At 36.1% G+C, this 17,967-nt stretch carries 17 protein-coding genes; 10 read left to right on the top strand and 7 right to left on the bottom strand.

What is annotated here, in order from left to right:
* Positions 1 to 36 precede the first annotated feature (36 nt).
* The 10 genes from RYK20_RS03365 to RYK20_RS03410 all read left to right on the top strand — a co-directional run bounded on the left by RYK20_RS03365 (position 37) and on the right by RYK20_RS03410 (position 12,845).
* Complete coding sequence (locus tag RYK20_RS03365; protein WP_314894419.1) at positions 37 to 2,379, top strand: hypothetical protein; 2,343 nt, start codon at positions 37 to 39, stop codon at positions 2,377 to 2,379.
* Between the two features lie 29 nt (positions 2,380 to 2,408).
* A complete protein-coding gene (locus tag RYK20_RS03370; RefSeq protein ID WP_297981062.1) occupies positions 2,409 to 3,053 on the top strand; it encodes an alpha/beta fold hydrolase in 645 nt (214 codons plus the stop codon).
* A gap of 120 nt (positions 3,054 to 3,173) precedes the next feature.
* Positions 3,174 to 4,457, top strand: a complete 1,284-nt coding sequence (locus RYK20_RS03375; RefSeq protein WP_314894420.1) for an anthranilate synthase component I family protein — start codon at positions 3,174 to 3,176, stop codon at positions 4,455 to 4,457.
* A complete protein-coding gene (gene trpD, locus RYK20_RS03380; RefSeq protein WP_314894421.1) occupies positions 4,454 to 6,097 on the top strand; it encodes an anthranilate phosphoribosyltransferase in 1,644 nt (547 codons plus the stop codon). The genes RYK20_RS03375 and trpD overlap by 4 nt, the downstream gene beginning before the upstream one ends.
* Before the next feature lie 6 nt (positions 6,098 to 6,103).
* Complete coding sequence (locus tag RYK20_RS03385) at positions 6,104 to 6,835, top strand: indole-3-glycerol phosphate synthase TrpC (protein WP_314894422.1); 732 nt, start codon at positions 6,104 to 6,106, stop codon at positions 6,833 to 6,835.
* 4 nt (positions 6,836 to 6,839) lie between these two features.
* Positions 6,840 to 7,490: a phosphoribosylanthranilate isomerase gene (locus tag RYK20_RS03390; RefSeq protein WP_314894423.1), complete on the top strand. Its 651-nt coding sequence runs from the start codon at positions 6,840 to 6,842 to the stop codon at positions 7,488 to 7,490.
* Positions 7,474 to 8,673: a tryptophan synthase subunit beta gene (gene trpB / locus RYK20_RS03395; RefSeq protein WP_314894424.1), complete on the top strand. Its 1,200-nt coding sequence runs from the start codon at positions 7,474 to 7,476 to the stop codon at positions 8,671 to 8,673. The genes RYK20_RS03390 and trpB overlap by 17 nt, the downstream gene beginning before the upstream one ends.
* On the top strand, positions 8,666 to 9,424 hold the full coding sequence (gene trpA, locus RYK20_RS03400; RefSeq protein WP_297978074.1) for a tryptophan synthase subunit alpha: 759 nt from the start codon (positions 8,666 to 8,668) through the stop codon (positions 9,422 to 9,424). The genes trpB and trpA overlap by 8 nt, the downstream gene beginning before the upstream one ends.
* Positions 9,421 to 12,327, top strand: a complete 2,907-nt coding sequence (locus RYK20_RS03405) for a glycoside hydrolase family 3 N-terminal domain-containing protein (protein ID WP_314894425.1) — start codon at positions 9,421 to 9,423, stop codon at positions 12,325 to 12,327. The genes trpA and RYK20_RS03405 overlap by 4 nt, the downstream gene beginning before the upstream one ends.
* A 71-nt stretch (positions 12,328 to 12,398) precedes the next feature.
* Positions 12,399 to 12,845, top strand: a complete 447-nt coding sequence (locus RYK20_RS03410; protein ID WP_314894426.1) for a PepSY-like domain-containing protein — start codon at positions 12,399 to 12,401, stop codon at positions 12,843 to 12,845.
* 46 nt (positions 12,846 to 12,891) lie between these two features.
* Here RYK20_RS03410 and RYK20_RS03415 read toward each other — a convergent pair whose 3' ends face one another.
* The 7 genes from RYK20_RS03415 to RYK20_RS03445 form a co-directional block, all read right to left on the bottom strand.
* Entirely contained in the window at positions 12,892 to 13,707 is an 816-nt protein-coding gene (locus RYK20_RS03415; protein ID WP_314603139.1) for a 2,3,4,5-tetrahydropyridine-2,6-dicarboxylate N-succinyltransferase, read from the bottom strand.
* A 106-nt stretch (positions 13,708 to 13,813) separates the two neighbouring features.
* Positions 13,814 to 14,359, bottom strand: a complete 546-nt coding sequence (locus tag RYK20_RS03420) for a GNAT family N-acetyltransferase (RefSeq protein ID WP_314603114.1) — start codon at positions 14,357 to 14,359, stop codon at positions 13,814 to 13,816.
* Positions 14,360 to 14,363: 4 nt separating this feature from the next.
* Positions 14,364 to 15,110: an energy transducer TonB gene (locus RYK20_RS03425; RefSeq protein ID WP_314894427.1), complete on the bottom strand. Its 747-nt coding sequence runs from the start codon at positions 15,108 to 15,110 to the stop codon at positions 14,364 to 14,366.
* On the bottom strand, positions 15,088 to 15,789 hold the full coding sequence (truB, locus tag RYK20_RS03430) for a tRNA pseudouridine(55) synthase TruB (protein WP_297978069.1): 702 nt from the start codon (positions 15,787 to 15,789) through the stop codon (positions 15,088 to 15,090). Before truB ends, RYK20_RS03425 begins: the two co-directional genes overlap by 23 nt.
* A gap of 41 nt (positions 15,790 to 15,830) precedes the next feature.
* Positions 15,831 to 16,208: a TraR/DksA C4-type zinc finger protein gene (locus RYK20_RS03435; protein WP_297978068.1), complete on the bottom strand. Its 378-nt coding sequence runs from the start codon at positions 16,206 to 16,208 to the stop codon at positions 15,831 to 15,833.
* 115 nt (positions 16,209 to 16,323) lie between these two features.
* A complete protein-coding gene (locus RYK20_RS03440) occupies positions 16,324 to 17,130 on the bottom strand; it encodes a DUF1963 domain-containing protein (protein ID WP_314894428.1) in 807 nt (268 codons plus the stop codon).
* 9 nt (positions 17,131 to 17,139) lie between these two features.
* Positions 17,140 to 17,940 carry a hypothetical protein gene (locus RYK20_RS03445; protein WP_314894429.1) on the bottom strand — a complete coding sequence of 267 codons (801 nt, stop codon included), beginning with the start codon at positions 17,938 to 17,940 and terminating at the stop codon, positions 17,140 to 17,142.
* Between the last annotated feature and the right edge of the window lie 27 nt (positions 17,941 to 17,967).

Here is a 17,967-nt window from a genome sequence, read left to right on the forward strand (position 1 = left end):
TTCTGTGATTACCTTTCTTTTTTATTGTATCACACTATGGGAAAAACAATCAACATACAAAAAGTTGCCATTAGGCAAAACGCCCTTTATATTCCTGATACTATGGTCTCACAAAGAGCCATACAGCCAGGTACCTTGGAACTAGTAGCTGCCCTACACCAACATGGTTTTGGGGTTACTGAAGACCTTTTGCATGCTATCAATGGTACTACCAATGAGTATCGTCAGTCTGTTGTCAAGGTGATAAAAGAGGTACTTCATGTAAAACTCAACTGGGCGCCCCTTATCAAAAACTGGGAAGTGCCTACAGAGGAAAGCTTCATAGATCACCTCATCACTGCTTTCTATAATCAATATCCTGATTTGATAAAGTCTGACAACTATGTCAGCTATTGGTATGATTATGATGATTACTACGAAGCAAATGATATTAAGGACTACAATAGAGAATATTTCACTCCCAAACATGAGCGCTTTTTAGCTTGTGGACACTATATTCCTTATGGTACTTTCCCACTGTGGCGCTATAATGGTTGCCCTTTCTGTGGAACCCCTTTTGAGACTGGTAAGATAGAACATACCGAGCAGGGTAGCAAGCTCAAGATCCTTGACCTATGGCGTGAGGCGGAGGCCAATACCTTTTTCCAAAACCTATTAAGTTCCAAAACAGCCTTGGATGCCACTCAGGCCGATTCCCTTAAGCTGCTGTTACCTTATTTCTCGCTGGCTGCTGAGACTCATATTGGTATGAAGGAGACACTTGTCTTGGTGGTAGATAGCTATATTGCTCAGGGTAAGGAGGCTGAGGCAGGAGCTTGCTTTAGCTCCCCTACCGATATATTGCGCTATTTGTGGTATAAGAAAACCAGCTTTTTACAAATTGTAGAGCCTAAGACCATCATCAAGAAAGAAGCGCAAAATCATAGCCATATCACAAAAATTTTAGACAAACGCCTCTCTGCCAAAGAAAGGGCGCAAAAAGGACTCAAGCTCAAATACTCTCGCCAAGAATGTGCAAGAGTAGCGCGTTGGCTCAATGCCTTACCGCTTTCAGCGGAAAAGGCGTGTGAGATCATGCACCCTAAGCGTGAGATGTGGGTGCGCTTTATCCGTGCCTTACGCTTGGCGGAATACAGCAAGAAGAAGGGCTTTGAAAAGCTCGCTACTCTTTTGGACGTATTCTATAATGAGCGTTATAGTGTATGGCAAGCCGAGCTGAATGCTGCTTACCTGAATATGGATAGCGAAAAGGCTTTTTCCTTGCTTAAACAGCGTCCTGGGGTCTTTGCTCGTTCTCTCTTTGCTTGTATGCTTTGGCTGGGAGCTGACGAGACACTCAATGCCTTCAAGGAAATCATAGACCAAGTGCCTAGTCGCCTACTCTTTACCCTAAATATGTATGCAGATTTGTACTTTAGCAAAGAGGGCAAACGCAGCGTACAGACTATTTTGGGAACTCGAGTAGAAATCCCTAAGCACCCTTTGGTTGTGGGAAGCTATAATGAGGAACAGTTGGCTGAGATGAAGGCTAAGATAGAAGATCTTTGCTTATGGACAATACAGCATCAGTTCGCTAAGGAGGAAAATAAGAACCATTTTATCTATATAGACCCACAACTCTACCATATACCGCTACCTATAGGTGATAGAAGCCATAATGTACATGACTTCAATGCAACCCTTATGGGTACTCGTTTCCCATTAGAGGGTAATGAGATACGCCTTTTTATGCAATGGGGGAAAGACCTGCCAGCTCAAGACTTGGATATGGACTTGTCCTGCCGTATTATCTATAAAGACAGAACAGACATCTGCTATTTCCACAATCTTACCACCTTAGGTTGCCAGCATAGTGGGGATATCCGCAGTATTCCTGATAAGGTAGGTACGGCCGAGTATATCAATATTGATGTCAATACCCTACGCCAGCACAAGGCTAAATATGTACTTTTTACCTGCAATGCGTATTCCAATGGTGCTTTGTCGCCTAACTTAGTCGTAGGTTGGATGGATAGCAAGCATAAGATGAAAGTATCCGAACGTACAGGGGTTGCTTATGACCCTTCTGCGGTGATTCATCAGGTGCGTATTACTCAGCCCTTACAGAAGGGACTCCTTTTTGGGGTGTTGGATGTAGAGGCTAAGGAGATTATCTGGATGGAACTCCCTTTCCAAGGACAGGTAGCCCAAGCACTTTCTATAAGTGGCGTAAAAACGCTCTTAGAGAAACTCAACAGTAAGCTCACCATTGGTAACCTACTGGCGATCAAGGCTGAGGCACAAGGTCTACAGATAGAGACAGATCCTGCCCTTGCCGATGAGGTATATGATATGCAGTGGGTAGCTCAAGGTAATGTCAGCACTTTTTTATTAACATAAACAATATAAAATCTTAAAAATATATTTTTATGAAGACCCCTATCTATTGTATGCCTGGTATGGGAGCCTCTTCTCGTATTTTCGAACATTGGAAAGATTCTGAACTATATGAGTTGCATTTATTGGATTGGGAAGAACCCAATGAAAGGGAATCTTTAGAAGAGTATGCACAAAGGATAGCCCAGAAAATCACTCTCCCCTCTCCTATTCTATTAGGAGTTTCTTTTGGAGGAATTTTAGTACAGGAGATAGCAAAAATTATCCCTGATTGCCGTGGAATTATTCTCGTTTCTACTATAAAATCAGAAAAAGAACTCCCGCTTTGGATGAAAATATGTAAAAATATGAAATTACATTATATTTTCCCTATCAAATGGATTGCTTCTTTACGACTTTGGGAAAAAACAAAAAGATATGAACGATTATATAAGAAATATATAAGTATAACCACTCCTAATTACCTTTCTTGGGTTGTTATTTCTATTTTAAATTGGAAAGTTACCCCAACTACTATACCCATTATTCATATCCAAGGAGATAAAGATTGGGTTTTCCCTATTAAATATATAAAAAATTGCATCACAATAAAAGGAGGAACACATATTATGACCATCAATCGATTCCGTTGGTTTAACGAACATTTGCCTATTTTACTAGAACATTTTAAAGTATAAATTTATATTTAATAAAAAATAAACTTTTATTTCTTGCTTTCTTAGTTATTAATTCTTATTTTTGCGATTTATTTCAGTAGAATATTCCATTGAAAATAATCATTAATAAAGACAATTAATATGCTAACAAAGTCTCCCCTTTTCTATTACAATATTATTCGTAAAAAATATAAAAATTCTTATCTAGCAGAGGATGATAACCAGATTATCATTGGAATAGATTGTGATTACATAGATGCTTATCAGTATAGTTACTCTTCTTTAGAGAATTATTACCAGCAACAGGTTTCTATAGCTCCTTTTGCAGGATTATTTGGTGTTTTTGCCTATGAAACTATTCATTTTTTTGAAAAAATAGAACATAAAAGTAACTCTCAATATGAATTTCCTGCTTTTGTATTTGCCAATGCAAAAGCCTATTTACATTATTCAAAGATTAATAAGGTATTTTCTTCTTATGGAGATGAAGATAAATACTTTCACTTCCTAGAGCAGGCAAATATTTCTTCAGATGATAAAAAAGAGAATACTACACCATACTATAAAACTCTAACAAATGTAGAACAAGAGAAAAAACATTTTTTAGAAATTATTGAAAAGGCAAAGGAATATATAAAGTCTGGAGATGTTTTTCAGGTTGTCCTCAGTGAGCAACTATGCTTGGAAAGTGATATGGATTCTTTGGATTTTTATCAGAAGCTCTCTCTTGCCAATCCTTCTCCTTATATGTTCCACTTTCCTACAAAATATGGCGATGTAGTCGGTTCAAGCCCTGAAATTTTAGTAGAAATGACAGGAAGCCGTATTCACATCGCTCCTATCGCAGGCTCCAGACCACGAGGAAAAGATGCCAACGAAGATGAATATTTAGCAAAAGAACTCCTTTCAGACCCCAAGGAATGTGCAGAACATCGAATGTTAGTAGATTTAGCGCGTAATGATATAGGAAAATTTGCTGAAAAAGGCTCTGTTGTAGTAAAAAATATGATGCATATTCTACGTTATGAACATATTATGCATATTGAATCCGATGTATTTGGCATAAAACTCCCCGATGTCTCCCTTTTTGACGTTATTTCTATTGTTTTTCCTGCAGGAACACTTAGTGGAGCACCTAAAATACGAGCTATGGAAATCATTAATGAATTAGAAATCTATAAAAGAAATATCTATGGAGGAGGAATTGGTTTTCTTCATTTTAATGGGAATATCCAATTGGCTATACTCATAAGAAGTGCTTTTTTTAAGAATAGAAATTTTGAGAATCAGAAAGCTAAGGAAATTTTTGTCCAAGCAGGAGCTGGAATTGTATATGATTCTTCTCCTGAGAAAGAATACGAAGAAATTTGCCACAAAAGAGCTTCTGTGATTAATGTATTTACTAAAAACTGTAACAAACAATGATTTTACTAATAGATAACTACGATTCTTTTGTATTCAATGTAGCCCAATATCTTCAAGAACTTACTAATGAAGAGGTAAAAACTGTGCGTAATGATGCCATTACCTTAGAGGAAATTAAGAGATTACAACCCTCACGGATTGTACTTTCTCCCGGTCCTAAGCACCCTAAGGATAGTGGTATATGCTTGGAGATTCTTAAAAATATAGACAATATACCTATTCTTGGTATTTGCCTGGGACATCAAGCATTTGGATTGATAAACGGAGCTGAAATTAAACGTCTGGAAGTTCCTCTTCACGGGAAAACCTCTTTACTTACTGTAGAGAATGGGAATTCTCTTCTTTTCCAAGGTATGCCTAAATCATTTCAGGTAATGCGCTATCATTCTTTATATGTAAGCGATAAAAACCTTCCCAAAGAACTCACTATTACTGCCAAATCTGATGATGGAGTGATTATGGCTTTAGAACATAAAGAAAAACCTATTTATGGTATCCAATTCCATCCAGAATCCTTTTTCACTGAATATGGTAAGGATATCATTAAGAATTTTATCCGATATACTCAACCTCTGCAGAAAACAGTATCTCTTGAGGAAACACAAAAAATATATGCCAATGAAGTCTTTAGTAAATCTCTTAAAAAGTTACAAGAGAGTATCCCTTTAACAGATAGTGATTTCAAGGAAATCTGTGCTGTGATTCATACAAAGCAATATGATATTGTACAATTAGGGGCTCTATTAGTCTTAATCTCTGAAAAAAGTCTTTATCCTGAGTCCTTAACGGCTTTTGTAAAGAATATTTTGAACTATAGCACTACCTTTGTTGATGATAGTCCTATGATAGACCTTTGTGGAACAGGAGGTGATGGATTCAAGACAATTAATATCTCCACTACAGTAGCTTTTATTGTAGCTGCAATGGGAGTTAAAGTAGCCAAGCACGGAAATCGTTCTGTAACTAGCCAAAGTGGTAGCTCTGATGTGCTAAACGAATTAGGAGTTCCTCTAGAAGAATCTCTATTATCTCAGTTAAGTCTTTTAGAGAAGCAACAATTAGCGTTCTTCCACGCTCCCTTTTTCCATAAATTAGTAGGAGAAGTAAAAGAAGTACGCCAACGATTAGGTATTCGTACTGTTTTCAATATATTAGGTCCCCTTTTACATCCGAATACTCGACTTAAGTACCAATTAGTAGGGATTTATCACGAACCAGTACAACGCTTATATGCTGAAACTCTTCAGTTATTAGGAAGAAAACATGCTTTGGTAGTAAGAGGAAATGATGGCTTAGATGAAATTACTCTTTGTGATGAAACCAAAATTGTAGAAGTAAAAGAAGGAAAAATATTGGAATACACGATTGCGCCTGAAATGTTTGGCTTCAAGCGTGCTTTTCATACGGATATACAAGGAGGAAGCCCTAAAGAAAATGCTGAGATTCTCCTTAGAACCCTCAAAGGAGAGGAACATTCTCCAAAATCCGACATTGTGATTCTTAATGCTATGTTTACTCTATATACAGCTGATGTGGTTAAACATCCTGCTGAAGCTAAACCTTTGATAGAAGAGGCTATCCGTAGTGGTAAAGTATTCGAATTTTACAAAAAATATATAAATAATATGATTAAAAACTAGACCTTTATGGAAGATATTTTACATAAAATTAAGCAAGAGAGAGCTTTACAACTCAAGCAAGAAGAAAAATCATTTGAGCGCCCTTCTTTCAAAGATGCTTTAAAAAAAGAGGGACTACAGATTATAGGCGAAATCAAACGAGCTTCACCTTCCAAGGGGCAAATAGCAACTGATAATTTTGACCTATTAAAGCAAGCGAATCATTATGCAAGTAATAATATTGCAGCCTTCTCCATCTTAACAGAAGAAGCTTATTTTAAAGGAGATAATACTTTTATAGAAATAGTAGCAAAAGAGTATTCTCATATTCCTATTTTACGTAAGGATTTTATATATACTCCTTTTCAAGTTGCTCATAGTAAGTTTTTAGGAGCCTCTGCTATCTTATTGATTGTAAGAATGCTAAATAATGATGAACTAAATTATTTACACCAATTGGCTCAAAACCTAAGAATGGATGTATTAGTAGAGGTACATAACCAACAAGAACTCTCAAGAGCTCTTGCCATTCCTAATCTTGAGATTTTGGGAATTAACAATCGCAATCTCAATACTTTTGAAGTTTCTCTGCAAACCACAGAAAACCTTATTGCCTTGATTCCTAAAGAAAAACGAGAAAAATTACTCTTTGTAAGCGAAAGTGGTTACCTTTCAAAAGAAGATATAGAGTACGCTAAAAGCCTGAATGTAGATGCACTTCTTATAGGAGAAGCTCTAATGAAAGGACTATTATTCTAATAAAATGGGAAAGACAGCTCTAAAAATATGTGGAATTCGTTCTCTTGAAGAAATCGATGAACTCAAAGACTTAGCTATCAACTATTTTGGATGCATCTTCACTGAGAAAAGTCCTAGATATATTTCCTATGAGCTTGCAAGAGAGATAGCAATAATTGTTCATCAGGCTCATAAGAAAGTAGTTGGAGTTTTTCTAGATGCCTCTATTGAAAGTATTTTACAAGCAATTGAAGATGTTCAGATAGATGTCGTCCAGCTTCACGGTAATGAGACTCCTGAATATTGCCAACAGCTTTTCTTTTCACTTAAAAAGTATAAAGAGAAAAAAATAAAAATTTGGAAAGCTTTCCCTGTCAAAGACACTCTTCCTGAAATAAAAGATTTTCTTCCTTATATTGAATTTCCTTTATTTGATGCAAAAGGTACTCAAGCAGGAGGCAATGGCATTATTTTTGATTGGAAAATACTTGATAGCTTACCTGCTAAATCCTTCATCCTTGCTGGTGGAATTGATAAAGAAAACATCTGTAAAGCTCTTTCTTTTTCGCCTTCTGTATTAGATGTCAATAGTAAGGTAGAGACTAATAACCGAAAAAATAGAAAACTAATTGAAGAAATCATCTTAAAAATAAAATCTAATGAGCCAACATCCTAATGAAAAAGCCTATTTTGGCAAATTTGGAGGGCAATTTGTTCCCGAAACAGCTATGTTTGCCCTTATAGAATTAGAAAAAGCCTATGAGGAAGCCAAAAAAGATATTACTTTCCAAGAAGAACTAACATATCTACTAAAAAATTATGTAGGAAGAGAGACACCTCTATACTATGCAAAAAATCTTAGTGAATATTATCATCACGATATTTATCTAAAACGAGAAGACCTCAATCATACAGGAGCTCATAAGATTAATAATGCTTTAGGTCAGGTATTGCTAGCCAAAAGAATGGGTAAAAAGAAAGTAATAGCTGAAACAGGTGCAGGGCAACATGGAGTAGCAACAGCAACAGCAGCGGCCTTATTAGGTCTTGAATGTGAAGTATATATGGGATCTGTCGACATAGAACGACAAAAGCTAAATGTATTTCGTATGGAGCTTCTCGGTGCAAAGGTAATTGCTGTGGAAGAGGGACTTAAAACGCTCAAAGAAGCCACTACTGCCGCTATCCAATCTTGGGTTGGAGAGATAGAAACAGTATTCTATGTCATTGGCTCTGCAGTAGGTCCTCATCCTTATCCTAAGATGGTTAAGGATTTTCAATCGGTCATTGGTAAAGAAGCCAAGCAACAAATAGAAGCCTTAGGTAAGTACGCCGACCACGTAATTGCCTGTGTAGGAGGAGGAAGCAATGCTATAGGAATCTTTTCGGCTTTCTTGGATGACTCAACTACTAAGCTCTATGGTGTTGAGGCTGGTGGTTATGGAATTGATACCGATATGCATGCGGCAACCCTATCCTTAGGTAGAGAAGGAATTATCCATGGAATGAAAACTTATGTACTTCAAAACCAATATGGACAAATAAGCCCCGTACATTCTATCTCTGCTGGATTAGACTATCCTGGTGTAGGTCCTGAACACGCCTACCTATTTGAAACAAAAAAGGCTACTTATGCACCTATCACTGATAAAGAAGCAATGGATGCCCTCCTATTAATTACACGAAAAGAGGGAATTATTCCTGCTATAGAAAGTGCTCACGCTTTAGCTTATTTGGAAAAATTATGCCCAACCCTTTCCAAGGATAGACCTGAAACAATTATCGTAAATGTCTCTGGTAGAGGAGATAAAGATATGCACACTGTTTTTTCAATATTAAAAGGAGAAAAATATGAATAGTATTAGAAAAGTTTTTGAGGAAAAAGAAAATGTCAATATAGGATATATAGTTGCAGGGTACCCTAGCCTTGATTTTACTAAAGAATTTTTAGTTCGTTTAAGTGAAACAAACCTTGATTTGCTAGAAATAGGCATTCCTTATTCTGACCCTCTAGCAGATGGAAAACTCATCTCAGAGGCTTCTTTTACAGCCTCTCAAGCAGGAGTTACAACGGATACCGTCTTTGATTTACTTTTTTCTGTAAAAGAGAAATGTTCTAAGCCACTTATCTTTTTGGTTTATTATAATCTTATTTTTGCTTACGGAATTGATAAATTTATTGAAAAAAGTGCTCAGGTAGGTATCAAAGGGATTATCATTCCCGATTTACCTTATGAGGAATCAAAAGAAATTTCTGAAAAACTTAAGGCTCATCATATTGCATTTATTCCTTTGGTAAGTGTTACTTCTGAAGAACGAATCTCTCAGATTACTTCTTTAGGAGATGGTTTTGTATATGCAATTGGTTCTCTTGGTGTTACAGGAAGCCAACAAGTAGATTTGGATAGATTGGAGTCTTTTGTCTCTCAAATTCGTTCTAAGAGCCAGCTCCCTATCTCTTTAGGTTTTGGAATAAAAACCAATGAAGATGTAAAAAAAATGCGCAAATATGCCGATGGAGTTATTATAGGAACCAGCATTGTATCCTTAACAACATCAGGTGATATAGAAACTACTATTGAACAAATAAATAATTTATTTAAAGAATGAGATTTTTAACTCTATTTATACTTCTACCCTTTCTATCTTTTTCTCAAAATATAGACCCTCTTCGTACTAAGGATGAACTGGCTCAAACTCGTTGGGTAGATAGTATCTATAAATCAATGAGTGTTGAACAGAAAATAGGACAACTATTTATGGTACAAGCCTTTAGCAATCAAACATCTAAGCAAAATAAACCCATAAAGGAACTCATTGAAAAACACCATATTGGAGGAATTATTTTTTCCAAAGGAACTCCTGTAAAACAAGCTAAACTAACTAATGAATTCCAATCCGTAGCAAAAATACCTTTATTCATTGCTATGGATGCGGAATGGGGGCTGGCTATGCGATTAGATTCTGTATATGCATTTCCTTGGAATATGACTTTAGGGGCTCTAAAAGACAATAACTTAGTAGAACAAACAGGAAAACATATTGCCCAACATTGCAAGCGATTAGGAGTTCATATTGATTTTGCTCCTGATATTGATATTAATACTAATCCTAAAAACCCAATCATTGGAAATCGCTCTTTTGGGGAAAGTAAATTCAATGTTGCTCAGAAAGGAATCGCCTTTACCAGAGGAATGCAAAGTGTAGGTGTATTAGCCTGTGCTAAGCATTTCCCTGGACACGGAGACACAGAAAAAGATTCTCATAAAACCCTCCCAACTATCTCTTTTTCAAAGGAAAGACTAGAAAGTACGGAATTCTATCCCTTTGAACAGCTTATCCATTCAGGAGTAACTTCTGCTATGGTGGGGCACCTTAATATTCCAGCTCTAGATGAGGGAAAACCCGCCTCTATTTCTTATAAAATAGTTTCGGGTATCCTCAAGCAAAGAATGAATTTTCAGGGTCTTATATTCTCTGATGCTCTTGGTATGAAGGGGGTTGCAGACTATACTGATACCGCTCAGGTAGATTTGCAGGCTTTCTTAGCAGGAAATGATGTTTTGCTGATGTCCTCTGACCCGATCAAAGGAATTGAAGCCATAAAAAATGCCTATAATACAGGTATTATCAACGAATATCGCTTAGCATATTCTGTTAAAAAGATTCTCAAGGGAAAATATTGGGCTGGGCTCCATCATTATACCCCTATATCCTTAACAAATCTCACCAAAGACCTCAACAAGAAAGAAGATGAACTTCTTTGTGAGAAAATATATGAAAAAGCAATCACTCTAGTACAGAATAACAAAAATATACTCCCACTAAAAGACCTAGATTCTAAGAAAACGGCTTATATCAAGTTCGGAGATGATAGTGGCTGGGAATTTTTCAAGCATTTGCGTTATTATCAAGATGTTGTACAGCTAAAAAGTGGTTCTTGGGAAGCTTTAAGCAAAGAAATGGCTCCTTATAATCGTATTATTATTGGAGTACATCGTTCTAATGCTAATCCTTGGGCTGATTATAAGCTCACAGCTCAAGAACTTGCGCTACTTGAAAAAATAGTAGAACAAAAGGAAGTTATTCTTACTTTTTTTGTAAAACCTTATGCTCTACTTGACATTTCTGAAATAAAGAAAATAGGAGCTATTGTAATGGCTTACCAGAATACACCTTTAGCTCAGCAGAAAGCAGCTCAGCTTATCTATGGGGCAATTCCTTTTGAGGGAATACTTCCTGTTACTGCTCATAAGGAAATTCTTTTTGGAAGAAATTTCGCTACCAAAAGTCTTAAGAGACTCGGTTACGGAATTGCTGAAAATGCAGGAATTAATTCCAATCATTTTTACAAAATAGATTCTATTGTAAATGAAGCCATCCAAAAACAGATGACCCCTTCTGCACAGGTATTAGTAGCTCGAAATGGAACAGTAGTCTATAACAAAAGTTTTGGACGTTGTACTTATAACTCATCTTCTGAGCAAGTAACCAACAATACTCTCTATGACCTTGCTTCCCTTACTAAGATTCTTTCTACTCTCCCTGAACTTATAGAGTTCTATGACAAACAAAAGATTAAGCTAAATACTCCCTTAGCCACGCTTCTTCCTATGCTCAAAGGAACAAATAAGGAAAATATCACCCTTAAAGAAGCTCTCTCCCACTATGGGCAACTACAGTCTTGGCTACCTTTTTATACTAAGACTATAGATAAAAATACGAAAGTACTCTCCCCTGAAGTCTATAATAGTAATCTCAGTAAGCAATACCCAACACAAGTAGCTGAAAATCTATTTATAAGGGAGAACTACCAAGATACCATTCTTGCCTCTATTGCTCAAAGTGAATTAATCAAGAAGAAAAAGTATCTCTACAGTGATCTTTCTTATTATCTATTTCAAAAATATATAGAAACTCAAAAAGGGAAGCCCCTAAATGAAATTGTTCGAAAAGATTTTTACAATAGTATGGGAGCTTATCAGCTCACTTACTTACCCTTACGACAATTCTCCAAAACACAGATTGCTCCTACAGAAGATGATAAAAATTTCAGACAACAGCTCATTCGAGGTTATGTACACGATCAGGGAGCTGCTATGCTTGGAGGTGTCGCGGGGCACGCAGGGCTTTTTGGCACTGCTAATGATGTTGCTAAAATGATGCAACTCTATCTCCAAAAAGGATATTATGGAGGTATTCGTTATTTCTCAGCAAATGCTTTTGACACTTTTAATAAAACTTATTTTATTTCCGAGAGAAACCGTCGAGCATTAGGATTTGATAAACCCCAACCTAAAGGAGAATCAGGTCCTACTTGTGATTGTGTATCTCCTGAGAGTTTCGGACATACTGGGTTTACCGGTACTTTTGCTTGGGCTGACCCTCAGACACAGACTATTTATATATTTCTTTCCAACCGTACTTTTCCTAATTCTGATAATAAAAAACTTATTACTGAAAATATTCGTGCCAAAATACAACGAGTTATTCAGGAATCTATCATTAATTAAACCTCTATTTATTTTTTTATCTCAGAAATTAATAGTATCTTTGCCTCATTAAATTTAAAATTTATTAGCTTATGAACAGATTTAGAAAAATGGTAACTGTAGTTACAACTCTTCTTGCAATTAATTTTGCTTCTGCTCAAGATGATGTACAAATCTCTTTCGACAAATTACCTCAGAAAGCACAAGACTTTATAAAAACTCATTATGCTGTGGCTGACATTGCTTCAGTATGGAAAGATATGGAGTTCCTTAAAGTTGATGATTATACTACCGTATTCAATGATGGAACAAAAATAGAATTCTATCCTAATGGCGACTGGAAAGAGGTAAAATCAGGAGGAACTACCATCCCTACAAAAATTATTCCTTCCTCTATTGAGCAGTATATCAGCAAAAATTATCCTAACAAGGCTATCAAGGATATAAAAAAGAAGCGTTATGGATATGAAGTAGAACTAGTAGGAGGATTAGAGTTAGAATTTAATTCCAAAGGAAAATTTGTAAGAATTGATGACTAATTTAGTCAAAGAAAAGGAGGCTAGTAATTGCTAGCCTCCTTATTTATTAAACAGATACATTAAAATCTCTTAGGGCTTCATTGAGAGAAGTCTTCAAGTCCGTAGAAGCCTTTCTTTTTCCTATAATCAGTGCACAAGGTACTTGATATTCTCCTGCAGGAAATTTTTTAGTATAGCTTCCTGGAATTACTACCGAGCGTTCGGGTACATACCCTTTTATTTCAAGTGGTTTTTCTCCTGTTACATCAATGATTTTTGTAGAGGCTGTCAATACCACATTAGCACCTAAAACTGCCTCTTGACCTATACGTACCCCTTCTACTACAATAGAGCGAGAACCTATAAATGCTCCATCTTCTATTATTACAGGGGAGGCTTGTAATGGTTCCAATACGCCTCCTATCCCAACTCCTCCACTCAAGTGGACATTCTTACCTATCTGAGCACAACTACCTACAGTTGCCCAAGTATCTACCATTGTTCCCGAATCTACATAAGCTCCGATATTTACATATGAAGGCATCAACACGACTCCTGAAGCCAGAAAAGCTCCTCTACGAGCTGTTGCTGGAGGAACTACTCGTACTCCTTTGTCCTGATAATTATGCTTAAGCGGAATCTTATCATAATATTCAAAGATACCGACTTCTTTGGTCTCCATTTTCCGGAACGGGAAATAAAGAATCACCGCTTTCTTAACCCATTCGTGTACTTCCCAGCCTCCTTCCGAAGGGGAAGCTACTCGTAATTCTCCTCTATCTAGTAAGTCTATAACCGTATCAATTGCCGTCATTGTAGCCTCATCTGAGAGAAGCTTACGATTTTCCCAAGCATTTTCTATTTTTTCTCTTAGTTCTTGTATATTCATAGTAATCCAAAATTATCTTATGCAAATGTACAAATTAATTATCAATATTTCAGCCTATATTAAAATATATTTTAATCTTAAAAAAACACAATAGACATTTTTATTCTCTATAAATCAAGTGTTTATAAGGACTTCCTCCTAATAGCTTTATATCCTGATAAATAAATCCTAATCTATTATATAACTTTTCTGCTTGAGGATTATCCATTGCCACTAGCAAGCCTATTGTTTCGCCTTTTAAAAGCTCTTTAAGATGAAAAAACAAAGAAGAACCAATTCCTTTTCCTTGTGCTTTGGGGACAACACTAAGGGTGTCAATATAATATTCTCCCGCTGAGGTCTCTTTTTCTAAGGTAATTGTTCGTCCATACTCTTTTTTAACAAAATCAAAAACAGACTGGGATAACATATCTATAAGAGCTCCATTATAATAAACTAATGAACCTAATATTTCATTATTTTTCTCATAAATTAGTGTATTCTGGTAAGAATATTGATTTTTTTCCTGAGTAAAGAGCCTTTCTAAGAAAAGAATTCCTTCTTTCTTGTTGTCTGTTCCTATAAGTTTAGTTAGGACTTCTGGCATCGCTTGATAGATTAATGGAGCTACTAATGGAGCATCATTAGGAGTTGCTGTTCTTATCATTAAATTATTGAAATTGATAGGTTATAGTTCCAGTTTGTTTAGGCTTATCCCCTGTGTCAAAACGTGCTTTTTGAGCATAATAAATAGCATTATCTACCAAGCAACCATTAGAAGTTGAAGAAGATGATTTGTTATAATTTGCTTGAATAACATACCCTTGTGCATCCACCGTGATATTAATAACAACCTTTCCCGATTCTTCACAAGTATAAACGGGGTTCGGAAGTTCTGTTATAGCCTCTCTTCCTTGTAGGAAATAAGAGATCAATGTTCGCTTATTAGCTGTTTTTGTGGCTGAGGTGTTCTGTTTGTATTTTTCCAATTCTTTGAAAGAAAGCCCATCATCTATTTTTTTAGGAGAAGTTTCCTTAAGCTTTTCTTCTATTCCCTCTTCCTCTTGTTGCGGAGAAGCCTCCTGCTGATTTTGCATATTTTGAGAAAGAAGTTCATCAAGAGTCTTAAAATCTTCCGAATGACGAATAGAAGCATCAGATTGGTTATAAGCACGAGTTGTTACTGCCTCTGGTTCTATATCCTCTTTGGGCGTGAGTTCTTCTTCTTTAAGGAGCTCTGTAAGCTCTTCTTTTGGTGGAATTTCAATCCAAATTTCCTGAGTTCTATTATTAACTTTAACAAAAATAAAAGCAACTACTAGAATAAGCATAAAGAGTAATGTAAGCACAAAAGCACTTTCCTTACGCGACATTCCTAGAGATTGAATTTCTCTTTTAAATAGTTGAAAAATTTTCATTTTCTATATACAATTGGACAAATTCTTCGGGAGAAAGAGCATCCTCCACTCGGAAATCGCCTATTTGAGTACGTCTCAATTCCGAAAGATAAGCTCCACTATGTAAAGCCTTTCCTATATCATTGGTAAGTGAACGAATATAAGTCCCTTTGCTACAACAAACCTCAAAAGAAATCTGTTTTTTTTCATTCAATTCTAATTTAAGAGAATGAATTAGGATTTTTCTCAGAGGAATTTCTGTTTCTTTCCCTTTTCTAGCCCATTCGTATAATCTCTTTCCATCTTTCTTTATAGCCGAAAATAGAGGAGGTTCCTGTATAAGTTCTCCTGTAAATTGAGCGCAGACTTCTGCTACTAACTCTTCTGTAATATGTTCTACAGGGTAATGAGCATCAATAGAAGTTTCCATATCGAACGAGGGAGTAGTTGCTCCAAGAGTCATTACTCCCGTATAAACTTTTGAAGTTTCCTGCAAAAAAGGAATCTGCTTGGTATTCTTTCCTGTACAGAGAATTAACAAACCCGTAGCCAAGGGATCTAAGGTTCCTGCGTGCCCTATCTTGAACTTCTTTAGGCGATACTTTTTTATAACTGCCCACTTAATTTTATTGACTGCTTGAAAAGAAGTCCAGTGCAAAGGCTTATCTATCAGTATGGTAGTTCCTTGTATAATATCCATTAACCAGCAAGTTTTCTAGAATTTATGATTCTTTCTTAATATTATTGTTGCATATTCTTGGCTTCTATACTTAGAGTAGCGTGAGGAACTGCTTTAAGCCTTTCTTTATCAATAAGTTTTCCTGTTACACGGCATACTCCATAGGTTTTATTCTCAATACGGATAAGTGCGTTCTTAAGATCACGAATGAATTTCTCCAAACGAGTAGCCTGAGCCATATTGGATTCCTTACTCATCATCTCTGACCCTTCCTCAAAAGCCTTAAAGGTAGGAGATGTATCATCTACACTATTATCAGCTCCATTGAGATAAGCATTGCGTAGAAACTCCAAATCAGCTTGTGCCTGATGTAATTTTTCTTCAATAATCCCCTTAAATTCTTGCAAATCCTTATCCGAATAACGAACTTTTATCTCCATAAAATAGTTTATTTATACTTATTATATTTTTATTCTTAATACTTTATCAAAAGACTATTTTTTTATTGTGCAAAGATACAAAATAATTATTAATTTTACTTATAAATTTTAGCTATTAACAGTCCCAATTATACAAAACTTCCTCAAAATTACAATTTTGTAAATCTTTTTTGTTAATAAAAAAATTAGCAACTCCCATAGTCCCCCACATAATATGATCACCATCAGAGTCCATCTGAAGGAGTAGCTCGGTAAATGGTGAGTCCTCCTCCCGTGGATCCTGCTGTGTAAAATAAGGATACCCACCTATACGATGTTCTGCTCCTTCAGGAAGTAGCTCTCCAAGTAGTTCTCGGGTTTCTTGGGGCAGATCCCATATCGTTTCTATCTTATCTGAAAAAGTCTCATTCCACATATCAGTAAAAAGACGGTCAAAATTCACATCTGATAGAGTAATCCCCTCTTCTCTCTTGGTAAAGGTCAAAGCCAATTCCTTATAAGGGGTCATAGGGGTATATTCCTCAGTGAGTACATACTGGAGCTTTACCTCGTCCAAAGAAAGTCCATCGGTAGGTTTAGGAAAATAGAGAATACGCTTACCCGCATTACTACAAGGATTTTGTAAATCCAACCCAAAGAGGTCGTCACCATCAATAATCCAAAATTGTAACAACCCTTTCTTAGGATAGATGTTATTTTCAGGCAACTGTTCACAATTGATTTGTGCTACCATAAAGAAAGGATTCCCTTCACTATCTCTGGGAATACGTCCGTCCTTAGGCACATAGGGATAACCTCCAAACTTACTATCAATAAGGGCAAGGCTTTCTACCTCTCGTGTTTCTATAGTAATGACTTCTTTAAGAGTAGCCTTGTTAAGGGTGGCTACTAAGGCTTTGATTTGTTCTTGAGTAGGTTCCATAATATTATTTTAAGTAAAACTAAACCAGTTATACACTTCTTTTTCGTCAGAAGAGATAAAAAGAGAAATCGTATCAGCACTATATTGTAAATAGTTATATCCTATTACATAGCCTAAATAGTCCTTATCATCTAGGGAAATATCATACTCTTCACAGAGATAAGATTCTGTATCTAAGCGATATTCCAAATATTCATCTAAATCCTCGTAAGTCTCTTCGTCTTCATCATAGGGAGTAAGCTCATATATCTCACGTTCGTGTCCGCTATACCCTTGTGTATAGTGATTACCAGCGATAAACTTGCCCGTTTCTTGGTATTTATCACGAGTCACCCAATAGCTTAGCAATGTATCCATATAAGTGGCATAATCCCCACTGATTGCTTCCCATTTCTCTAAATTATCCTTATAGGGTGAAGGGTCATAACTATGTTTTACTCCGCTATTAAGGTAAAGGTCTTTGTGTGCAACATAGTCTTCTACAGCGTTTTGATACCACTGAGGCAGTTCAGAAAAGTTAGGCAACCAATCCATCTCTCCGTCAAAACGGTATTTGTCCCCTGCTTTCTCAAAACGCACAAAGAACCAATTACAGTTTGTACGTTCTGACTCATATTCAGCCAAACCACAAGCATACATAGAGACAAAGTGTGCTTTGCTTTTTTGCTGTTGTTCGTTCTCTATTTCCACTGTCAATAAAGGAAAGAAAACATACTTAAACCACTCTTTAGGTGCTTCAAAAACTTCCTCTATACTCGGAAAGAGCTTTTCTACTTTGGTTACTTTTATCATATTTGATTGAAATATCATTTACTAATTTTTCTTATTATAGACCAT

The organism is uncultured Capnocytophaga sp., assembly GCF_963525585.1.
Lineage (GTDB): Bacteria > Bacteroidota > Bacteroidia > Flavobacteriales > Flavobacteriaceae > Capnocytophaga.